Genomic DNA, 23,263 nt, shown 5'->3' on the forward strand with positions numbered 1-23,263 from the left:
ATGAAAATAGGCCTGACACAAAATGACTATCCAATCAGAAGAAATATTTTAAATAAAGTTTCTGGCTGTGAATATGTTTTTTTGAGAAAGAACAACAATCTTTTTCATTCTTTGTCTACTGTAAAGAAAATATTATTTAGAAAAAAAAGCAATATCGAAGGGAAATATTTTTTTTATCAAAAACCTAAGATCGATATTTTGCATCTTTATAATGATATTAATTATTCTTCTCAAAAATGGGTTACATCTTTTGAGACCTTAGTTCCAAGATTTATTGAAACTAAAAATGACCATCAAAAAACAGAACCTCAACACATTCATAATACAAAAACAGAAAAAGCTCTTAAACAGATTTCCAGAAAAAACTGTTTAGGAATTATCTCAATTTCGCAGGCTTCTGCAAATATTCAGTTAGAATTATTAAAAAATTACCCTGAATTTCAGGAAATAATTAAAAATAAACTTTCTGTTATTCATCCGTCTCAGGAAGTTATTCCGAGAGATTCGGGGGAAGTTTACAAAAATATTGAGGTCTTTAATTTCATTTTCGTAGGAACACAATTTCATTTGAAAGGTGGCGTCGAGATGGTGGAAGTTTTAAAAAAATTAAGACAAAAATATAATTTCAAACTTACAATTGTATCCTCTTTTAAAACCGATCATTATGTAACCAAGGTTACAGAAAAAGAAGCTCAGGAAACAAAAGAAATGTTAAAAAAAGAGGAATGGATTGATATTCTTGAGAACATTCCTAATGAAAAAGTTTTAGAACTTATCAAGCAATCTCATGTAGGCCTATTACCGACTTGGTCGGATACATATGGATTCTCAGTTTTAGAAATGCAGGCGGCGGGTGTTCCCGTCATTACGACAGATATACGCGCATTGCCGGAAATTAATAATGAAAACTGTGGATGGCTTATTCATCTTCCTCAAAATCGTTTAAAACAGGCTCTTTATTATTCAAATGAACAAAAAGAAGAGCTTAAAAGAACATTGAAAGAACAACTTGAAAAAATTCTAGAAGACATTTTTACAAATCCTCAGCAACTTTTGGAAAAATCAAGAAATTCTTTGAAAAGAATTAAAGAAAATCATGATCCGGTTATTTTTAGTGAAAAATTAAATACAATATACAGCAAAGCATGAATATCTCTGTAATTATTCCCGTTTACAATGCTTCAGAGTTTTTGGAGAAAGCTGTAGATTCTGCACTGCAATTTGATGAAGTACAAGAAATTGTATTAGTTGAAGATAAATCAACCGATAATTCATTAGAAATCTGTCAGAAATTGATTGTAAAAGATTCAAGAATCAAATTATTTCAACATCCTGACAAAGGAAATCACGGAGCCGGAGCAACAAGAAATCTGGGACTTGAAAAAGCAAATTGTGAATTAATATCTTTCCTAGATGCAGACGATTACTATCTTTCCAACCGTTTTGATGCTGAAAAAGATCTTTTCAGAGACACAAAAGTTGAAGGGATTTTCGGAGCCATTGGTGTAGAATATTTAACTGAGAAAGGGAGAGAAGCATTTCAGGATAAGTTTAAAAACATCTCTTTAACTACCGTAAATTTTCCTGCGGAAGGAAAAGACGTTTTTCGAGGTTTATTAGGTTTAACACCTAAAATTTTCGGAACATTCTTTCATCTGAATGCCCTTACCATCAGAAAATCGGTATTAATAAAGAATAATCTTCGCTTCAACGAAAATCTTCGTGTACATCAGGATTCCGACTTTATCACGAAACTGGCTTATCACTGTTATCTAAAATCCGGAATTATAGATAAAGCGATTGCCATAAGAGGTGTTCATGATAATAACAGAATCACGAAAATAAAAAAATATTCAAAAGATTATAACCAACGTCAGTTTTTACTTTGGGATTCCTTATATCAATGGTCTAAAACCATACAAACTGATGCAGATGTTACTCAGCATTTATTTTTGCAAAAAAAAGCTTTTGAATTAGCAATAAAAAAAGGATTTTTAAAAATCACTGATTTAATTTCCGTAATATTGAGAAATCCGCGGATCCTCAAAACAAGATATAGATTTACGTATACAAATCATGAAGCTTAATAATCTACAGATCCTTAGAGGTTTATCAGCATTATCCGTTTGCTGTTTTCATTTTCGTGGTTATATCGATTTTGAAAACTTTAAACTGGGAGAAATATTATTTAAAAATGGAGGAATAGGAGTTCCAATTTTTTTTGTAATAAGTGGATTTATTATGACTTTTACAACACGAAAGTTGGATTTTAAAAGCAATGCAACAAAAAGTATTTTACTTTTCTATAAAAGAAGAATCATAAGAATTGTTCCGTTATATTATCTCCTCACATTTGCATGGATGATATTGGGAGGAAGCTTTTTTCTGTATTTTCAGGGAGAATATTTTGCAAGATTTATTCATTCAATTTTCTTTCTTCCCCAGGCAGGCAGTCCACCTGTACTTTATCTGGGATGGTCTCTAAATTATGAAATGTTTTTTTATCTTATATTTAGATTATCTTTAATATTTAAAGAAAAAAGATATTTATTTATTATAATTTTCTTTATTTCAACATACATTTTAGGTCTTTTATTTAAGCCTGAAAACGTCTATCTACAAATGGCAACAAGTGTATTAAATCTCAATTTTGTCATAGGAATTTTACTCTCACTTTTTCTGAATAAAGTTTCTATCCCAAAAAAGTATGCGATACTAGTTTCATTGGTAGCCATTCCACTATTTATCGCAATTTATTTTGATATTTTAAAAGTTGAAAATGAACTAATATCGTTATTAATAACATCATTATTGGTTTCTTCATTTTTACTTTTTGATTATACATTCCATTTTAAAGGAAATAAAGCATTAGTTTTCCTCGGCGATATTTCTTATTCATTATATCTCTCGCATCCTTTTGTGGAGATATTATTTAGAAAATTTAGAGTAGAAGGTTATTTGAATATTCCGTATTTTATATTCAAAATATTGGTGGTGATTGCAATAGCTTCATTTCTATATTATTTTGTAGAAAAAAAAGTAACAGAATATTTAAAATTAAAGTTAAAAGCATAATTTGAAAAAAATGAAAATATCCGTTATAATTCCCGTTTATAATGCTGAAAAATATATTACACAAGCCGTAGAATCAGCCCTTCAGTTTGAAGAAGTGTTTGAAATTGTTTTAATTGAAGATAAATCTCCGGATAATGCTTTACAGGTTTGTCAGGAATTAGCAGAAAAACATGATCGAATCAAACTTTATCAACATCCAGACAAAGGAAATCATGGTGCCGGAGCTTCTAGAAATTTAGGCTTAGAAAAAGTAACCGGTGATTTTATTGCATTTTTAGATGCAGACGATTATTACCTGCCCAATAGATTTGATGCAGAAAAAGAGCTCTTCAAAAACCCAGACGTAGATGGTGTTTATGGCGCAAATGGAGTACAATATTATTCTGAAAAAGCAAGAGAACAATATTATTCTATTTATAAAGATAAACTAGATACCGTCTATAAAAAAACGAATCCCGAGGATGTTTATTTAGGTTTGATCAATTTGCGTGGAACTTTTGGATTAATTCATCTAGATGCTTTAACAATAAGAAAGTCTGCTCTTTCTAAAATGAGTAAAATGTTCGAAACCTCTCTCCGCCTTCATCAGGATTCAGAATTTGTTGTAAGACTGGCTTATTATCTGAAACTTTATACAGGAATAATTGATGAGGCTGTAGCATTGAGAGGACTGCACGAAAATAATAGAATTACAAAAGTAGATTCAGGGAAAATAAACCCTGCAACAACAAGAGTCCTACTTTGGAAAGAATTGAATACATGGGCAGAAAATGAAAAAAATATGCCTGACGATATAAAAATTCATATCAACAGAATGCTTCGTAGCTTTGAAATCGCCAATTCTCCAACGTTCAAAAAATGGGGAATGATCGCGAAATATCTTATTACTGATTATCCAAGCATTAGATCCGGGCTTTATAATATCAATTTTAGATATACAATAATTTAGATTCTCAATATTTAAATGAAAATATCCGTAATTACTCCAGTTTATAACGCCGAAAAATATATTTGTCAGGCTGTAGAATCCGCATTGCAGTTCGAAGAAGTATATGAAGTTATTTTAATTGAAGATAAATCGCCCGACAACGCATTAAAGATCTGTATTGAATTAGCTGAAAAATATGATCAAGTTCACCTTTATCAACATCCAGATAAAGAAAATCACGGAGCCGGGGCAAGCCGAAATCTTGGACTGGAGAAAGCAACAGGAGATATTATAGCATTCCTGGATGCCGATGATTATTATCTTCCCAATAGATTTGATGCTGAGAAAGAACTTTTCAAGAATCCAAATGTAGAAGGTGTTTATGGTGCGATTGGAGTACAATATTATTCTGAAAAAGCAAAAGAGCAATATTATAGTATGTTTGGTGATCGGTTAACGACCGTTTATAAGAAACATCATCCAAAAGATGTTTTTTTAGGCCAAATCCACATGAAAGGAACTTTTGGCCAGTTTAGTCTGGATGGTCTTAGTGTAAGACGAGAATCATTACAGAAAATTAATCATTTCTTTAAAACTCATTTAAGGCTTCATCAGGACACTGAATTTTTATTCAGACTATCTTACTATCTTAATCTATATCCTGGTCTTATAGACAAGGCCGTAGCCATGAGAGGAGTTCATGAAGACAATAGAATTACTAAAGTGAATTCTGGCAAGATAAATCCTGCAACAACAAGGGTTCTACTTTGGAAAGAGCTAAATAAATGGTCTGAAAATGAAGCAACTATCCCCAAAGATGTTAAAACTCACATTAAAAGAATGCATCGCAGTTTTGAAATCGCTGTTGCACCAAATTTCAAAAAATGGGGAATGATCACGAAATACTTGATTACGGATTACCCAAGCATTCGTTCTGGCTTATTTAATATTAATTTCAGGAAGAATTTATTTTAAAATTACTTCTTTAATGTATTTCTGTTTAAAAGAATAGAATCTGCTATCTGAGCGGTAAAAACTTTACTCGACTCTTTATACATGTGATTTCCGTCTGTATAGATGTATTTATCATATCGTGAAGAGAAGTCAAAGAATTTCACATTATTTTTGTTGGCAATAGCCTGTATTCTATCACTAAAATCTGGAGAATATCTATTTTCTATATCCATAATTCCTTTAAAACCGGGAATTCTAACGATATAAACTGTTCCCTTATTTTTAAGGTATTTAATGATATCTTCAAATGCGTTCAGTCTTTCTTGAGATACTTTTTGAGTTTTTACAAAATTTTCGTATTGTCTTATCTTACTGGCTTCTCTTACTTTTAAAGTATCAGGATGTACATCAACTGTAACTTCCATCCAGCCGTTTTTATGCAAATACGTATTCGATCTTACGACAGCTTCTCTTTCTCTGAAAATATTAAACCAACTTCTGGGATAATGCTTTAAAAGATACTCATAATTAGGTGCCATATCATAAAAATGAACATCTGCCAGTGCCGAAACATTCTCAGAATAATCTTTCGCGCTTTTTACATCATTACCAATAGATACGTTCCATGGGTCAACTGTTAAAATAAAAATTCCATTCTTTGTATCAGGATTAAGTTTTTTCTTTACAGCTTCAAAATATACTTTCCCATAAGGTGATTCTGTAAGGTTTAGAGAGAAATTATCAAACTTTCTGTCTTTAAATTTACCATCTAAAACATCCGGAACCAAAGCCTGTGAACCGCGAGAATCTCCCAAAATCAGATTAGAAGGTTTCGGGCCTGTAAAGTGTCTGTAATTATCATCTGTATTACCGTCTGCATATGTTCCCAGAAACAACAGAACAGCAATAACTCCAACAATATAAAATGATATTTTAATTAAAAACTTTTTCATATTAGAACTGTTCATAGATGAAACTACCATTACCAAAAATTCCGTAATACATGATCATAAAAATAAAGAATACATAAATTCCCCTTCTTACCAAAGGTTTATATCTACTGATTGCCAGTGCATGTTCCTGATCTTTATTCAACCAATCAATTAGGATTAAAATTGCTATTAAACCTAAAATTTTAATATTTATAAACTGAGGAACAGCAAAAAGAGAAAGACTGAAAATCCTGCCGTACATACCAAAAGCGTCGGTAAGATTCGGTGCAACGAAAAGAACTAAGGCAAAACAAACCATTCCCATCGTTAATAAAATATTACCAAACTCCTTCAATGTTGGAATCTTTTTAGAAAACTTTTTCTTCTTGTTTAATTTATCATTTAAAATTAAAGGAACATAATAAAGCCCGTGAAGTAAGCCAAAAAGTACAAACGTAAACCTCGGCCCATGCCAAGCTCCAATTAAAATAAAGTTTAAAATAATCGCAGCAATCAACCCTTTTTTATCGTAATCTCGAAATTGAATAACCAAAGGCGTAAAAACGTATTCCGTTAGCCATGAAGTAAGCGAAATGTGCCACTTTCTCCAATAATCAGCAATATTTTGTGCAAAAAGAGGAAATGCAAAGTTTTTCGTTATTTTAAATCCTAAAAGTCTTGCAAAACCAATAGCCATATCAGAATATCCGGAGAAATCTGCATACATTTCAAAAAGGAAAAGAATCATTCCAAAAGCAACGGTACTTCCTGAAAGGTGACCGTAATTTTGAAATATATCTTGGGTAATTGGTGTAATACTATTGGCGACAACCAGTTTTTTAAATGCACCTAAAAGAATTTGTCTGGCCGCATCAGAACCATTTTCCACTGTGAAAACTCTTTCTTTTTTCAATTGCGGAAGTAGTAATCCTGCTTTATCAATTGGTCCCGAAGTCATACTTGGGAAGAACGATATAAAATTAAAAAATGCCAAAGCATCTGTCTCAGCTTTCAATTTATTATTCTTAATATCAAGCAGATAACTTATCATTCGAAAAGTATAAAAACTGATTCCGAGAGGTAAAATTATTGATAAAGTAAGTTTGTTTTTAATGCTGAATAAATCTGCAAAAGAATCAATAAAAAAATTGAAATATTTGAAATAAAATAGTGTTCCGATCGAAAAAATAAGTCCTAAATTAGTCCATAACTTTTTCCTTTTCGGATCTTCGCTTTCAGAAATTTTTAATCCCAAATAATAAATAAGCCCCGAACTTACAATCAATAATATTAAGAATCTCCAGTCCCAATTGGCGTAAAATACATAGCTGGCTAATAATAAAAATATATTCTGAGCCTTAAGTTTTTTACCCAAAACCCACCAATATACAGCAAAAACAACTGAGAAAAAAAGAAGAAATATTAATGATGTAAATTGCATTAATTGCTATTTAAAAGTTCAACAATTCCATAAGAAAGCATTAAAAAAGCAACCTTTCTGTTATTAAAAAGTATAGCTTCTTTGGGAGGAGAAATAAGCATTCCTCCGTTTTGGGTAAGATGTTCTATTGTAGTATCAATATCTTCTACTTCGTAGCAGATATGATAGTAAGAAATTCTTTTTTTCAATAGATTTTCAACAGGCTTACCGGAAACAAACTCAATATTTAATCCGTCTTCTACCGTCACCATACAAAGTTCGGCTTGCTGATTGGGATCAAAAATAACCGGAGTTTCTTCAACAATCTTATGAAGCATTCTTATATTTTGGAGTTCTGCCTGTATGTCTTTACAGGCAACCCCAACGTGATGAAACTTCATTATAGTTTTGAAGCTATAGAATCTGCCATTTCACCTACATTATTCCAGCTTTGGATTTCCGAAGAAGTAAAACGTATTTTAAAAGCTTTTTCTACTGCTACAATTAACTGAATATGAGAAAGAGAATCCCATTCTTCAACATCTTCCGCTGTAGTCTCAGCATTTAATACAATTTCTTCATTATCTAATTCTTCACGAAAAACTTCTGTAAGTTTTACTAAAATTTCATTTCTATCCATAATGTATTATTTTATTATAATTAAATTACTTATTTACGATATATACTTGTTTACTTTGATAATCATCTACGTTCAGCACCCATCTATCATATTGATTTTCAAAACCTAACCTCTCATAATGCTTTTCAACCATCTGGTTTTTTGCAGAAGGAATATATTCTCCTACCACATATTTGTAACCGTTACTTTTGGCTGTTTCTACAATGGTATTTAATGTAAAATCTTCCATTCCTCTCTTTAAAACTCGGCAGCTCATCAGCCAAGATTCTATGAAAAGAGTTTCCTGATCTTTCTTTTCTAAAACAATAACACAGATTAATCCGTTATCACCATATTTATCTTCCAACGTGAAAGAAATGGTGTGATGATTATCGGAGGTCATTAAATTTTCAACTTCCTGTTCTGTATATCTTATCGTTCTTAAATTAAATTGATTTGATCTTTGAGTCAATTGAGAAACCCTAGGTTTTGAAAAGTTATTGAAAGCCTGAACATCAGAAACCATGTTCATACTTTTCAAAAAATCTTCAACGTTGGTAAAGCTTTCAAGCTCAATTGCTCTTTTGGCTTCAACCTGATATTGTTTAGTCCTTTCAGCATCATTTTCAGAGAAACTAGCTGTTTCGAAAAGATTTAAACTGTATAAATATTCAAGATATTCTGCAGGATCTTCAGGTAATTCAGGAACACAAACGTCAGGTAAATTTTCTCTTACCAAGTTTCTTTCAAAAGGATTATCATCCAAGAAAACCATAGAATCAAAACCTATATTTAAAATGCTTTGGATCTTTCTTATATTATCTGCTTTATTTTCCCAATTGGCTACAAAAACGGCAATATCATCCATTTTAATGACCATATCGGGATGCTTTTCGAAAGGTTCCTTAGCTTTATCTTCATCATTTTTACTACAAACCGCTAAGATAATTCCCCTTTTTTGCAAAGATTTTATCCAATATTGAAATTCAGTAAAAGCCTTTCCAATTCCTAAACTTCCAATTTGGATTTTCTCAAGACCATCGTCACCAATAATTCCGCCCCAAGTGGTGTTATCCAAATCCAGGATGACACATTTTTTAAATTTACCTTCAATCGAAGAAATAATACTTAAAACCTGATGAGCTACGATCGGCAATGCATCAAGAGAAAGAACCATTTCTGTGTTTACATAAATACTAGGCGAAAACATGAAGTTTCTACCCCATTTATTCTGAAGTGATACAAGATCTACGATAAAGAAATTGCTGTTATTTAATGCAATCTGCGATGAAAGCAAATAATTAAGTTTATTTACTTGAAAAACAAAGGAAGACTCTACTTTATTCGCAAAATTTCCAAAAACCTGATTATCAATTCCCGGAAAATTACAATATATTACTTTACTTTTTGTTCTGCTTTGAATCGTTTTGTAAAGCTCTTCTACATAACTGATTTTATTCTCAGCAAAAGTAAGTTGAGAATCATACGCCTTATAATATTGACTTAATAATTTATGCGAAGACTCGAAAATTATAGTATAATCAGCATTAAAATCATAATATTCTGAAGTCGGATCTAAGATCTGACGGGAAATTTGTCCGAAATCGGCTTCAAAAATGTCCAAGTCAAAGCCTCCGTCGATCGCGGAACCCTTTAATGCCACATTTAAAAACTGCGTTGCGGTATCTCCCAATAAAGCAACTTTTATTGTCTTTAAACCTTCCGGTTTTTTCTTTAAATTCTTCTTTAATTCACCAAATGTTTTCATCATCAGTTTAATGTTTAAAAGCGCAAAATACAACTTATATCAATGAATTACAAAAACGCTATATTACTTTAAGCACATTTTAGGATAATAATTATCCTTATTTTTTTTCTAAAAATTTCTCTAGAAAAGGAACTATTTTCTTGGAAAGAATTTTTGAGCCTTTTTCATTCAAATGTCCGTTATCCCATCTATTTTCATAAAGATAGAATTCAGGATATTCATCAGGATTTACAAGACTTATTACCGGTACACTCAACGCATTTTGATACACCTGTAACTTCTTTGCATCAGGCTCCGCAGGTCCGGGAATAAGCATTATTAATTGAATATTTCTTTTTTTACATTTTTCAGCAAGTTCATTTATTTTTTCAACTAAAGCTTTATTAGGCATGTGCTTTCCATTATCTGCGTGATAACTTTCCAACCTTTCTTTAATAATACTTTTCAGCTCCTTTTCACTTGCTCTCGGAACAATACTGTAATCCAATGCAGAAAAACCTTGGGTTTCATCAACAAACCGATTATGTGCATCCTGAATTATCCTTTCTTCGTAATGCTTATTGAAGTGAAAAACATTCAATACAAATGAAGCCCACGACAAAGCTATTTGTTTATAATTTCCGTTTTCTTTTTGAAATTTGCTTGCAAAAACAGTGTTTTCGTAATTAAAAGCTCCAAAACTTCTTTCGGTTTTAAGATTTTGTTTTGTAATATTTATTTTATCCTGTAGTTCAAGAACAATATATTTTGGCTTAAAAGAAGGATTTCCAAGTACATATTCCAAGGTTTGGAAGTTTTCTAAATTGAAACCTGCATTTGCACCTAAATTATATGACTTTAAACCTTGAATATTTTCATCAATTAATTTACAGTCGATCTGATCATTGATTTTCGAACTACCAATGAAATAGAGATTGTATTCCGGATGTTTTTTAAGATATTCCAGTTTTGCATTTAAGAATGGATAAGAATAATTACTGTTCGGGCTTACAGCAAGTTTTATCAAGCCAATAATAAACATTACAGCCACGAATAAAGACAATATGGAAAGAAATCTTTTCATTTAAAACTGAAAATAAATAAATTCATTACTGCCGAAATTGGCAAAATTCAATATCAAATAAGCTACTACAATATAGATGACAGCTTGAACTATTGGTTTCCTTTCATGAATTTTCAATCCATAATCATGTGTCCTGTTCATCCACTCCATCCCCATCATGAAAATAATTAATCCAAATAAAAGGGGTCTAAATTCTGTTGGAAATGAGAATAAACTTTGACTGAAAATTCCTTTAATATATCCAATTGCATCAGAAACACTTGCTGCACGGAAGAAAATCCAGGCAAAACAAGTTAATGCAAAAGTGATCATAATACTAAAAATCTCTCTGAATGAAGGAATGATTTTACCCATTGCTACAACTTCAAGATTATGTCTGTTTTTTTCAGCAATTAATAATGGAAGAAAAAATATGGCATTTAGTCCGCCCCAGATAATGAACGTCCAATTCGCGCCATGCCAGAAGCCGCTTACCAAAAAGATGATAAAAGTATTTCTAATTTTCATCCATAATCCGCCTTTACTTCCTCCTAAAGGTATATAAAGGTAATCTCTGAACCATGAAGAAAGTGAAATATGCCATCTTCTCCAGAATTCTGCAATATCTCGTGAGAAATAAGGATAAGAGAAGTTTTTTAATAATTCGATACCAAATAATCTGGATGTTCCCAATGCAATATCAGAATATCCTGAGAAATCACCATAAATCTGAAAAGCAAAAAGAACAGCTCCTAAAACAAGGTTACTTGCGCTTTCTGTATGATAATTATTGAAGATTTCATTCACAATTGGTGCACAATTATCGGCAATCACCATTTTTTTGAAAAATCCCCAAAGAATCTGCGCCATTCCGTCTTTTGCTTTTTCATAATCAAAAGATCTATTTCGCTGGATTTGTGGAAGTAAATGTGTTGCTCTCTCAATTGGTCCTGCAACCAATAACGGAAAATAACTTACGAAAACGGCATAATCTACATAGTTTCTTTCAGCCGGAATTCTTTTCTTGTAAACATCTATAACATAAGACAATCCATGGAAGGTATAGAATGAAATACCGACAGGCAAAATTACCTTCAAGATCCAAATATTAACTCCAAATCCGAATGATTTTAATAATTCTACAAAGTTTTCTATAAAGAAATTATAATATTTAAAGAATCCTAAGAACCCTAAATTGATCGCAATACTTAAGACAAGCCAAAAGGTTGCCCATTTTTTCGTCTTACTGTTTTCAATTTGAATTCCTGAGAAATAATCTAGCCCGATGGAGAACACCAAAAGAAACAGAAAACGCCAATCCCAGCAGCCGTAGAAATAAAAACTGGCTGCCAATAATAGCATATTCTGAAATTTATAATTTTTATTACATACGCACCAGTACAGAATAAAAATTATAGGCAGAAAAATAAGAAAGGCAATAGAATTAAAGAGCATAGAGTTTTCTTTAATGTAATAAATATAAAATTATTTTATAAAAACTCTCATATGTTTACTTTCTTAATAATCTTGTCTGTCTTGGGAACTTGTGTTATTTCGCTCACTGTGTTGGGTTTTTATGATGCAAAAGTAAATATTTTTATTTAACTTCAATATCTTACATTTTTAATATTCATTAATTTTTAAAGAATTTTTTCCATTAAAAATGATTTTCTAAATAAATATTAAAATAATTTGGCAATTATGAGTTAATTTTTTCTTTATTTTTAACTTTTTAACAAAAGATAACAATCAAACTTACATTAAGTTGCAGTTTTTTTATTTAATATTTAAGATATTTGCATTGTTAAAAGCACTAAGTAAGATGATATTCTCAATTCTCATAGCCAATTATAATAACGGCAAATTTTTCAAACAATGTTATGACTCTATCATTTCTCAGAAATATATTGATTGGGAAGTCATAATTCTTGATGATTGTTCTACAGATAATTCTCTGGAGCTTATTAATGCATTGATAAAAAATGACTGCAGATTCAAACTCTTTGAAAATGAGATTAATTCCGGAGTAGGAGTTACCAAATCTAAACTTATTGAATTGGCAAATGGAGATATTTGCGGTTTTTTAGATCCCGATGACGGAATTTCGCCAGATGCCCTTCTTTCAAGTATAAATATTTTCCAAAAAGATAAAAACACCGTTCTCACGTATTCAAAATTTATAAAGTGTGATGAAAACCTTAAACCTTTAGAAGTTCCTAAAATGGCAATGCAGGTTCTCAATAATGATCCTTATTTTTTCAATTGTCCGGTTCATATTGTACATTTTGTATCTTTTAGAAAAGATATTTATTTACAAACCGAAAAAATGAATACTGTAATGAAAATTGCAGAAGATCAGGACTTGTATTTAAAAATGTATGAGAAAGGAAAAGTACAATTTATCAACGAAAATAATTATTTTTACAGAACACATTCCGGCGGAATTTCTCAAAACGAGAACAAACCAAAATCCCGAGAATATTTTGCCAAAGTGATTTTCAATGCAATGAAGCGAAGAAATCTTAAAACAATACATGGCAAAACTGTTCCGGAAGAATACACCAATTCTGCTGAAATTTATAGTTTACTGGAATACCAGACTTCTATTGTATATAGAATTAAGAAAAAACTAAAAATATTTGTACAACAAGTCCTTAGTAAATGATGATGAATAAAAAAATAAAAGTACTTTTCAGACACCGTTCTATGGAAATGGGCGGAGTAGAAAAGGTAATTCTAAGTATGCTTAATTATCTTGACAGAGATAAATTTGAGATGACCATATGCCTGAATATGAATCAGGGAGAATTGCGTAATGAGATCCCAAAACACGTAAGAAAAGAATATCTGGCAGAAGGAAAAGAAGAATTTTCTAAAAATTCTATTATCCAAAAGCTTCAGCTAGCCAAAAGAAAATTAAAATTAAACGAAGCCGAAAAAAATCCAAAAATAGCAGACAACATTCTACAGGAAGAATATGATGTAGAAATTGCTCCAACGTATGCTGATTTTTCTTCTGTTTTGAATTCAAGCAACAAAAAATCAAAAAAAATAGGCTGGTTTCACTCTGATATTACGGTACCAAAGTTTAAGCCTTTAATTCCTGCTGTTTTAAAGCAGATCCCTCAGTTTGATTATTTTATTTTCGGTTCACAACAAACCAAAGATATCTTGGTGGAAACATATCCTGATTTAAAATTACCTGAAAATCAAGTCATTCTGAATGCAATCCCGATTGATGAATTAAAGCAAAAAGCAAAAGAATTCACTCCTGAATTTCCCAACAAACCAGTTTTTGCTTCTGTCGCAAGATTACACACCAGAAAAGGCTTTCATAAACTGATGGAAGCTCACGCAAAGCTATTAAAAGATGGATTTGATCATCATATTGTCGTAGTCGGAGACGGTGAAGAAAAAGACAATTTAAAAAAACAGGCTGAGAAACTAGGAGTTACTAATAGTTTCGAATTTTTAGGCTCTTTAATGAATCCTTATCCATATGTTAAAAATGCCGACTTCTACATTCTACCCTCAGAATCAGAAGGCTGGCCATTAATTATTGCTGATACACTGATACTGCAAAAAGCCATCATTGCCACCAATGTAGGAGGAGTTTCCGAAATGATTGATCATGAAAAAACAGGTTACCTCATCAATTATGAAGAGGATGAAATGTATGATGCAATGAAAAAGTTTTTAACTGAACCTCAACTTGTTTCCAACATTAAAAAGAATCTTGAAACGATTGAAGAAAAGTTTGATAATCAGAAAATATTTGATGCCGTAGAAAATATAATCTTAAAACTGACACAAAAATGATGTTATTGTACAGAATCATATTGAAAATCCGTTCCCTGTATGAAGATATGATTAAACATGTTGTTATAAAAGTAGCAATTAATAAGGGATTAAAAGTAGGTGACAATTTATACGTCCAAGGTATTCCCAATTTTGGATCAGAGCCCTTTCTTATTGAGATGGGAGACAATGTAACCATCGCTGAAGGTGTATCTTTCATCAATCATGGCGGAGACGGACGCGTTACAAAAAGAATTGAAAAATATAAAGACGGAAGAACATTTGGCAGAATAAAAATCGGCAACAATACTTTTATTGGTAAAGGAGCTGTTCTTTTGCCGGGAGTTTCCATCGGCAGCAACTGTATCGTTGGTTCTCTCAGCGTTGTAAGCAGTTCTGTTCCCGATAATAGCATTTACGCCGGTGCACCTGCTAAATTTATTTGTACGATCGAGCAATATGGCGATAAATTACTGGCAAACACCACAGTATACCCTCTAGAGCTAGAAGCAGACCGTCCAAAACTGGAAGGATATCTCATCAAAAACCTCCCTCACACCTACAAACCCGTAAGAAAATAAATGTTGAAAAAAAAGAAAATCCTCATTCGTATAGGCTCTCTCCGTCATGGCGGGGCAGAAAAAGTCTTGGTTACTTTTTTAAAAAATATTTCTCCGGATAAGTATGAAGTAGATTTATTAATTAATTTATATTCAGGAATTTATATTAAAGAAGTTCCATCTTGGGTTAATGTTTTTTACTTGCTGAAAGGAGAAATGATCACAACCAACAGGCCTCAGGAAATTCCAGTAAAAGCATATCGGGTTCTCTACCAAAAGATGTTTTTGTGGTTTCCTTCTCTGCTTTATAAATTTGTTTTAAAAAATAAACAATATGATGTTGAGTTGGCTGCTATTCATGGAATGTACAGGGAAATCTTATCTAGTCCGCGGAAAGATTCAAAAAAAATAATTTGGGTCCAGAATGATATTTTCAATTTAAAAGAATATACTTCCGATGTTATAAGACAGTTCTTTAAATTTGATAAAATATTAGTCATTTCCAACAAACTGGAGGAAGAAATGCACAAATTGGCTCAAAATGAAGCCGAAAAACAATCTGTAATAAAAATATTTAACCCAATCGATAAGGAAGATACGCTGAAAAAGGCAAATACTGCTATCGATGACTACCCTTTTGACAATAATATCCCTACTTTTGTAAGCGTTGGAACTGTTTACCCTCAAAAAGGCTACGACAGACTCTTGCAGGTTCATAAAAGATTGCTTGATGAAGGTTTTAACCATCAGCTTGTAATTATTGGCGACGGATATGATTTAAATAATATTCAAGCCTTACTTGAGCAATTAGGATTGCAGAAAACGGCAAAAATGTTAGGTTTTAAAAGCAATCCATATCCTTATTTGAAAAAGGCAGATTTTTATATCATGTCTTCCCGTCATGAAGGTTTTCCTACCATCATTGCAGAGGCACTTATTCTTAATAAACCGATTTCTGCAACAGATATTTCGGGAATTAAAGACTTATTGCAAGACGGAAAATTAGGAACAATTACTTCAAATTCTGAAGATGGAATTTATGATGGAATGAAGAAATTCCTTACCGATAAAGACCTTGCCGAAGAATACAAAAAACAAATAAATGATACAGATCTACCTTTCGTTTTGGAAAAATCTGTACAAAAACTTCAAGAAATAATTGATGAAGTATAAATATTAAAATATGCCGAATTATTCCATCATACAAAAAGATTTTTACCGCGAAAGTGGAAAATGGCTTTCAACATTTGAGATTTTAACGAAATGCATCAACCCCAATCTGCACTTTATTTATATCTTAAGAAAAGCCCAAAAACATAAAGAAAATGCTGTCATGGGAATTTTCTGGAGAATAGTTTTAAGACATTATCAAATAAAATACGGTTATCAGATCTACCCTGAAACCGAAATTGGGGAAGGATTTTACATCGGACATTGGGGAAGTCTGGTGATTAATCCTAAAGCTAAAATCGGAAAGAACTGCAACATCGCACAAGGCGTAACCATCGGACAGCAAAACCGTGGAAGATTCGTAGGTTTCCCTACCATTGAAGATGAAGTCTGGATCGGCACAAACGCTGTAATTGTAGGCGGAGTAACGGTAGGAAGGAATGTTTTGATCGCTCCAAATGCGTATGTTAATTTTGATGTTCCTGCAGATTCCGTAGTTGTTGGAAACCCTGGGAAAATTTACTCAACTAGAAAGTCTACAGTAGGTTACATCAATAATAAAGTATAAATAATTCTATAGATTTATAAATCTATGTTACTTTTTCAATAAAAATTTACTTCTCTATTGCGAGGAGTTATTTTTTTGTTCATTTTTGTGAATATTAATTTTAATGTAAACCATTTGATTCGCATTTTAAATTACATACAATAAAAAAACACACGCAAAAAAAACTAAATAATCATTTTTATGGAAAAAAAATTACGTTCAGACTTGAGGCAATTTTCAATATTGCACAACTCTTCATTTTCTCTGAAATTTTAATTTCATCAGAAAACACTTTTAAAACTTTAGCTTATATCAACGAAAAAAGTAATTCTTTATTATAATTAAAGAAGTTCATCCATTAGCTCAACTTGGGAATGGAAAAATCTTGCGCAAATTATATTAAGAGCTTATTCTAAAGTTGCTTAAACGATCTGTTTTAAATATTTCGAAAAAAACACTTTTAAATTTTATACGTATGAAAAAAAAATCGACACTAAAGATTTTTGCTGCAGTACTTTGTATTGCATCTTCTCATGCTTATTCGAGGACGGCATCCGTCCCCAAGCCAAATGAGAAACCCATTGGCTTCAGATTTAAAACAGCTACTCCACCGAGTACTTTTGATCTGGATCCTCTGATCGTCATTTCACAAAATGTGAATGAAAAAGGACTGGTTGTAATGAGCGGAATGCTCAACAAACCATTCACAACCAGCAACATCCTACTCTCCATTAAGTATCAGAATGCTCAGGGAGAATGGATTACAGGCTGGTGTAAAACATTATACTCCTACAATCAGTATAATGAAACCCTGAAAGCTACTTTTGAATTACCCGCATCCGTAAACCCGACTTACAATTTAAAAGTTGAGTTAAGTTCCGATTCGGCGAGCAACTTTTCGTCTGTAGCCTGGAATAAAGCTGTAACGCATTACAAAGCCGCAGATTATGCCGCCGTAAATTGCGATCTGGATGAAAATGAGTACACCATGCTTTTAACACCTAAAAAAGATGGTACTCTTATCACAGATGCCAACGGAAAAGTTACAGGTTTAAAAGACAGAGTAACCTCTGCTTATTCTTGGAATAAACTCAGCAACGTCTTAATGAATAATAAAAAAGACGATGTAGTTTTCGCTCCGACCAATCCATCCGATGTTATAACGGAAGCAAATGGTGCAAAAGCTGTAAAATTGGTAAATACAGGAGCAATTACTAACACGTTAGGAACAACTCCGGAATTTATTTATAATGAAGCTGCGGGACACCCGATTCCTTATCTGTACAGCTATGACGATCCAGTATATATGTTTGCAGGGAAGTTTTCCGCTAATGGATTTTACATGAAATTCAGTCAGTGGCCGGGAGATGCTGATGGTCCGGGATATCATAATTTTAAAAATCCGGCTTATTTAGAAAGCAGATATTTTAATTTGTATAATAGAATTTATAAAAATTTATCTGATTTTATTCCGGATCAAGAGCCTGTAGTTATTGTTTCAAGTATTGCAACAGGTTTAAGAGCTTATAAAAGTGACGGTACATTTATTGACTTGACACCAAACAGTACAAGTAATTACGGAGCTCCTTACTTTGGGTACACAAACAACGTTGCAAGACGAGGTCCCGGATCTGAAAACCTGTCAATATCTGACACTTCAGAATTAACATTGTATGGTGTTGGTGCATTGAGAAATGATGTTTCAACTTCTTATCAGACCAAAAGGTCATTACAGGATATTGAAAGAGAAATTTCAAAATTCATCAAGTACACCGGAGTTTTCGGAAATACAGTTTCATATAATAATGATGCTTCCGAATGTTCTAAAGAATGTTTCGCCATCAATGCGGGAGCGCTTCCGGATAATAATGCATTAGATTGGGCAAAAGCGCCTAACAGTTATATTTTCGAGCCTAATCAGGACAGTGACGGATTATTTATTCCTGTGAAAAAAGCTTACAAAATGTGGAATTCCGATTCTCGCATGGGAGGAAGCCCGATTCCTACAGGTACCATAACTGCCGATGTTTATTGGGAGGATATTCAAGGTTTAATAAAATCAGGAACCAACTATAGCTTAGAAATTGTAGGTTCAGGCGAAGATGCTAAAATTAAAGTTCCGATCAACAAAACCAAAGAAGGAAATGCCGTAATTGCTTATAAAGTAAACGGGGAAGTTTTCTGGTCTTGGCACGTTTGGGTAACTGATAATCCTCGAAACGGATCAACTTACAAAAGTTTTGACGGCGTTAAAAGACAAAAAAGCGACGGAACTGTAGAACCAATTCCAAGTTCAGATTGGGGATGGATGGACAGAAACTTAGGAGCTTTAAGCAACACGATTACCGGAACCGAATTTAATAAAAACGGAGGTTTACTGTATCAATGGGGAAGAAAAGACCCTATTCCACCATTAGTTTACAAAGGAAATGATTTCTATGAAGCTTCTGGATCTGTCGGAAGAGTGAGACATAAGCAGTCTAGAAATATGGCTAATGGAGCGACAAAAATTGATAATTTAATCAAAACAGTATTGTTGTCGAATGCAACTGTATCAAACAATATCCGTTTGTCTGTTAAAAATCCTTTAAGCTTAATTTATGTAAACAAAGATGATAATTCTGGTCAGGCACTGTACAACAACAATGCTAATTTACAGGTAAACTGGTTCGGAAACTCATCATCACTTACTACAGATAAATTATCAGAATTAAATTTATGGTCTGATAATTCAAGAGGAATACTTAATTCTGTAAGCAATTACAATGATGACAACAACGCAAATCCTTACAGAGACAAATCTTCATTTGACCCGTGTCCGAATGGATGGAGAATCCCTTCAATGCTTGTCGCAAACTTAGGAAACTCCAGTTATATTGATGATTTGAGAGTAGATTTCAGTCCATTTGGAATCAAAAATAACATCAGCAAAAATGTTTTTGAAACCAACAAATATCACATCATTAAACCTAATGACAGTAACACTCCAAGTTACATGAAAGGCTTTAAAATCTACAACAATGTTGGGGTAGATCTAAGCAATGTTGGAGGAAACAATATGGGAATCTTCCCGGGAACAGGAGTTCTTGTAAAAGGATATCATGAAGGTCAATATACAGATCAGCATGAAACGTATTTATGGACTGCAACAATGGCAAAATGGTTTGACGTAACTCCTTCCGTTTCGGCTAGAAGTTTCCGTATGATTCCGGACAGAGATCAACCGGACACTCCGGATTCTTCTTTACCCGCAATCACAGGAAGATATCAATATTATCCTGCAGGAGGTGGCGCAACATCGGGAGCGAATGGATGTAGATGTATCAAAGATCCTTTATATGTTGTAAATCAATATGATTTCCCTACAGAGTTCTTTAATGATGATGTTGAATATGCAGAAGGATTAAACAATCCAAACTCCTATTCTATCGTTAAAAACACGGTTGAATCTACAATTCAGATCCCAATCAGCAAAGCATTCTCTGCACAGAGTAAATTGTTGAATAATCCTGATATTTTAAACGCAACAAACTTCAATAACCTGAAAGCTAATGTATTGTGGTCTACCAATACAGCTTTAATCAGCAATATTTCACTTTCAAATACTGCTCCGGGTTCATTATCAGCGATTTCAAATACAAATATCACTATTAAGATCGCTCCGAACCAGTCTGGTAACGCTGTAGTTACTTTACACAACGGAAGTATCACAAATCCAATTTATTGGAGCTGGCATATTTGGGTAACAAACACCCCGATCACATCTGTAGTTTACACATCAGAATTGCCTAATCAAGCGGCTGTTAATTATATCAATTACATTAAACCAGGTGAAGTAATAAAAACTGAGATAATGGATAGAGATTTGGGCGCAAATCAAGCCATTGCTGAAGCTAATAAAACTACTTCAACTGCAGGATTACATTTCCAATGGGGAAGAAAAGATCCACTGCCGGTTTTTGTGAACGCGAATAGAAATTCAGCTCCTGTTTATTTAGGAACAGCGCAGGCAAATGGTACGGTAACTTACACTACCCTAGCTTCTGCAACGTATTATTCAGATGCATATCTTAAAAAATATCCTGATTATTCGGTTCAGTCTAATGTGTTGGCTACGGATAAAACTTCAGATAAGATCAGCAAAGTTTTATCATATTCTGTGAAGAATCCGATGACTTTCATGGTTCCAACAATGACTACCAAAGCAACAGATCTTAATCATACGAATGGAGCTGACTGGTTAGCAAACGAACCAAATTTAGCGCCGGAAAGATGGGGAAGAGGAGGAAAAAAATCACCTTTTGACCCTTGTCCGGAAGGATGGAGAATCCCAGACTTAACAGGTGTGGCCAATACAAGTGTAGGTTCATCTCCTTTTTATAAGCCAACAACGGGAATCAGCATTCCTAACAATTATGGAGGAACAAGAATCAACAGAACGCCGTATAGTTCTGCTGCAATTGGTTACTTATTTGCCAACCCTGCATATAATATCGGAAGTTTTGTAAATTCTGGAGTTAGAGGTGGCAGAAATACAATAGAAGCATCTCCTGCTGCTCCAGATTTCAATTTGATTGATTACACGTATGGTGGTTTTTGGTTAGGAGGTCTTAACTCAAATTATACAGGAAGAGCATTAAGAGTAGAGATCCAGAATAATGGAGATTATCTTACCACGTTTAGCAGTAATTCTGATCCATATTTTGCTCAAAGCTGTCGTTGTGTGAAAGTAAAATATGACGAAAATGGTAATGAGCTAGGTCCAATTCCAAGATTGCAGGTAACAAATGCTACCTCTGGAGAAGCTAAAACTGTTTTACCAAAATCTATCATCGAGGAAAAAGTAGCTCAAAACAAACTTGAGTTCTTCCCGAATCCTGTGAAGAGCATTCTGTACATCAAAGGAAATGATAAAGCTAAAGATTACTATTATCAGATCTATAACATGTCCGGACAACTTGTAAAATCAGGTAAGTTTGAGAATGAACAGACCGATCTTTCTTCTCTTACACAAGGAGCTTATCTCGTAAGAATCAATAACTCCGAAACTATTGTGAAAATTATTAAGGAATAATAATTGATATTCTGATTTTTTTAACCGCCTCAGTCTTGAGGCGGTTTTTTTGTGAGAATTAAGAATATATTCATTTTGAAATTTCTTTTTAATCCTAATTGTTTGTATTTTTATATCTAAATTTCACCCGATTTAAATTATCAAAAACATAATATTTTAACATAAAAATCTGTGAAACCTGCTCTTTCCGAAGTTTTCGTATGATTTTAAGCATATTTTAATATTAAACTTTGTTAAAACTAATTGCGATTAAAACAAAAATTATATTTTTGCATGATTATTGATTTAATCTATTGAATTTGAAAATAATTTAAACGAAATAAATAATTAAACCTTTTTTAAATTTTAATTTATGTCACAATCGTACGAAGTTATTTTCGAAAACAATAGAAAATGGGTAGAATCAAAAGTTGCCAATGATCCAACGTTCTTCGAAGAATTAGCCAAAACTCAAAATCCGGATTTCCTTTATATTGGATGTTCAGACAGCAGAGTAACGGCAGAAGAATTGATGGGAACGCAACCGGGCGAAGTTTTCGTAACAAGAAACATTGCTAATGTGGTGAATACTTTAGACATGAGCTCAACAGCAGTAATTCAATATGCTGTAGAACATTTGAAAGTAAAACACATTATCGTTTGCGGACATTACAACTGTGGCGGTGTAAAAGCTGCGATGACTCCTCAGGATCTGGGATTATTGAATCCTTGGCTGAGAAATATTCGTGATGTTTACAGATTACACCAAGCCGAGCTTGATTCTATTGCAGATGAGGGTAAACGTTATGACAGACTGGTAGAACTTAATGTTCAGGAGCAGTGCATCAACGTGATTAAAATGGCCTGTGTGCAGGAAAGATACATCTTAGAAGAGTTTCCTGTGGTTCACGGCTGGGTTTTCGACCTTAGAACAGGTAAGATCATTGATTTGGAGATCGACTTTGAAAAAATCTTAAAGGACATTCAAAAAATCTACAACCTTACAAGTTCTGATTGGGTAATGAGTAAAAAGACCAAATAGTCTTTCTAAAAAAAGTAGAATGAAATTCTGGAGTATTATTGTTTTAACGTTTTTCCTGAACTTTACAGCGCTGCCAAGCATTGCTGCTGTTTTCGGTTGGGAATTACAGAGAACCAATATTATCATCAATGAAGAAGAACCGCATTCTCATCCCACCTCTTTTACTGTTTACGAAAAAACACTTCCAAAGACTTTAAATGTATTCGATTACGTAAAGTTTTTTGAACCTGATCTTTCAGGAAGATCTTTTGTACTGGTAGATGACGATTTTCATCTGTCACCATTACTTACCATATTTTCTCCACCTCCGGAAGCTTAATTTTTAAGTTTAGCTAGTTTTTTTAATAGTATTCAT

20 protein-coding genes are annotated in these 23,263 nt (G+C 32.8%); 13 read left to right on the top strand and 7 right to left on the bottom strand.

The window, feature by feature from the left end; genetic code table 11:
- From SB689_RS07020 to SB689_RS07040, 5 genes are read left to right on the top strand one after another with little or no spacing between them, the layout of a single operon-like run.
- Positions 1-1,149, top strand: a complete 1,149-nt coding sequence (locus SB689_RS07020) for a glycosyltransferase family 4 protein (RefSeq protein ID WP_410691423.1) — start codon at positions 1-3, stop codon at positions 1,147-1,149.
- On the top strand, positions 1,146-2,087 hold the full coding sequence (locus SB689_RS07025) for a glycosyltransferase family 2 protein (RefSeq protein WP_410691424.1): 942 nt from the start codon (positions 1,146-1,148) through the stop codon (positions 2,085-2,087). Before SB689_RS07020 ends, SB689_RS07025 begins: the two co-directional genes overlap by 4 nt.
- On the top strand, positions 2,077-3,075 hold the full coding sequence (locus tag SB689_RS07030) for an acyltransferase family protein (RefSeq protein WP_410691425.1): 999 nt from the start codon (positions 2,077-2,079) through the stop codon (positions 3,073-3,075). Before SB689_RS07025 ends, SB689_RS07030 begins: the two co-directional genes overlap by 11 nt.
- Before the next feature lie 10 nt (positions 3,076-3,085).
- On the top strand, positions 3,086-4,024 hold the full coding sequence (locus SB689_RS07035; protein ID WP_410691426.1) for a glycosyltransferase family 2 protein: 939 nt from the start codon (positions 3,086-3,088) through the stop codon (positions 4,022-4,024).
- A gap of 15 nt (positions 4,025-4,039) precedes the next feature.
- On the top strand, positions 4,040-4,978 hold the full coding sequence (locus tag SB689_RS07040; protein ID WP_410691427.1) for a glycosyltransferase family 2 protein: 939 nt from the start codon (positions 4,040-4,042) through the stop codon (positions 4,976-4,978).
- Positions 4,979-4,980: 2 nt separating this feature from the next.
- On the opposite strand, the gene SB689_RS07045 is transcribed toward SB689_RS07040, so the two are convergent.
- The 7 genes from SB689_RS07045 to SB689_RS07075 form a co-directional block, all read right to left on the bottom strand.
- Entirely contained in the window at positions 4,981-5,910 is a 930-nt protein-coding gene (locus SB689_RS07045; RefSeq protein WP_410691428.1) for a hypothetical protein, read from the bottom strand.
- Between the two features lies 1 nt (position 5,911).
- Positions 5,912-7,330, bottom strand: coding sequence for an MBOAT family O-acyltransferase (locus SB689_RS07050; RefSeq protein WP_410691429.1), 1,419 nt, complete (start codon positions 7,328-7,330; stop codon positions 5,912-5,914).
- The gene (locus tag SB689_RS07055; protein WP_410691430.1) at positions 7,330-7,710 is read right to left on the bottom strand and encodes a VOC family protein; all 381 of its coding nucleotides are present in this window, start codon (positions 7,708-7,710) and stop codon (positions 7,330-7,332) included. Before SB689_RS07055 ends, SB689_RS07050 begins: the two co-directional genes overlap by 1 nt.
- Positions 7,710-7,949 carry an acyl carrier protein gene (locus tag SB689_RS07060; RefSeq protein ID WP_410691431.1) on the bottom strand — a complete coding sequence of 80 codons (240 nt, stop codon included), beginning with the start codon at positions 7,947-7,949 and terminating at the stop codon, positions 7,710-7,712. The genes SB689_RS07055 and SB689_RS07060 overlap by 1 nt, the downstream gene beginning before the upstream one ends.
- Positions 7,950-7,974: 25 nt before the next feature.
- Positions 7,975-9,699 carry an HAD-IIIC family phosphatase gene (locus tag SB689_RS07065; protein WP_410691432.1) on the bottom strand — a complete coding sequence of 575 codons (1,725 nt, stop codon included), beginning with the start codon at positions 9,697-9,699 and terminating at the stop codon, positions 7,975-7,977.
- A 94-nt stretch (positions 9,700-9,793) separates the two neighbouring features.
- Entirely contained in the window at positions 9,794-10,759 is a 966-nt protein-coding gene (locus SB689_RS07070) for a hypothetical protein (RefSeq protein WP_410691433.1), read from the bottom strand.
- Positions 10,760-12,193: an MBOAT family O-acyltransferase gene (locus SB689_RS07075; protein WP_410691434.1), complete on the bottom strand. Its 1,434-nt coding sequence runs from the start codon at positions 12,191-12,193 to the stop codon at positions 10,760-10,762.
- 367 nt (positions 12,194-12,560) lie between these two features.
- On the opposite strand from SB689_RS07075, the gene SB689_RS07080 reads away from it, so the two are divergent.
- The 8 genes from SB689_RS07080 to SB689_RS07115 all read left to right on the top strand — a co-directional run bounded on the left by SB689_RS07080 (position 12,561) and on the right by SB689_RS07115 (position 23,227).
- On the top strand, positions 12,561-13,403 hold the full coding sequence (locus tag SB689_RS07080; RefSeq protein WP_410691435.1) for a glycosyltransferase family 2 protein: 843 nt from the start codon (positions 12,561-12,563) through the stop codon (positions 13,401-13,403).
- Positions 13,403-14,557 carry a glycosyltransferase gene (locus tag SB689_RS07085; protein WP_410691436.1) on the top strand — a complete coding sequence of 385 codons (1,155 nt, stop codon included), beginning with the start codon at positions 13,403-13,405 and terminating at the stop codon, positions 14,555-14,557. Before SB689_RS07080 ends, SB689_RS07085 begins: the two co-directional genes overlap by 1 nt.
- Positions 14,554-15,117 (top strand): DapH/DapD/GlmU-related protein, encoded by a 564-nt coding sequence (locus SB689_RS07090; protein WP_410691437.1) that lies wholly within the window; start codon positions 14,554-14,556, stop codon positions 15,115-15,117. Before SB689_RS07085 ends, SB689_RS07090 begins: the two co-directional genes overlap by 4 nt.
- Entirely contained in the window at positions 15,118-16,269 is a 1,152-nt protein-coding gene (locus tag SB689_RS07095; RefSeq protein WP_410691438.1) for a glycosyltransferase, read from the top strand.
- A 10-nt stretch (positions 16,270-16,279) separates the two neighbouring features.
- A complete protein-coding gene (locus SB689_RS07100; protein WP_410691439.1) occupies positions 16,280-16,834 on the top strand; it encodes a serine O-acetyltransferase in 555 nt (184 codons plus the stop codon).
- A 454-nt stretch (positions 16,835-17,288) separates the two neighbouring features.
- Positions 17,289-21,887 (top strand): T9SS type A sorting domain-containing protein, encoded by a 4,599-nt coding sequence (locus SB689_RS07105; protein ID WP_410691440.1) that lies wholly within the window; start codon positions 17,289-17,291, stop codon positions 21,885-21,887.
- Positions 21,888-22,239: 352 nt separating this feature from the next.
- Positions 22,240-22,908, top strand: a complete 669-nt coding sequence (locus tag SB689_RS07110; RefSeq protein WP_410691441.1) for a carbonic anhydrase — start codon at positions 22,240-22,242, stop codon at positions 22,906-22,908.
- A gap of 19 nt (positions 22,909-22,927) precedes the next feature.
- Positions 22,928-23,227, top strand: coding sequence for a hypothetical protein (locus SB689_RS07115; protein ID WP_410691442.1), 300 nt, complete (start codon positions 22,928-22,930; stop codon positions 23,225-23,227).
- Positions 23,228-23,263: the final 36 nt, after the last annotated feature.

Source organism: Chryseobacterium sp. SIMBA_038, from assembly GCF_046535115.1.
In the GTDB taxonomy this organism is placed as follows: Bacteria; Bacteroidota; Bacteroidia; order Flavobacteriales; family Weeksellaceae; genus Chryseobacterium.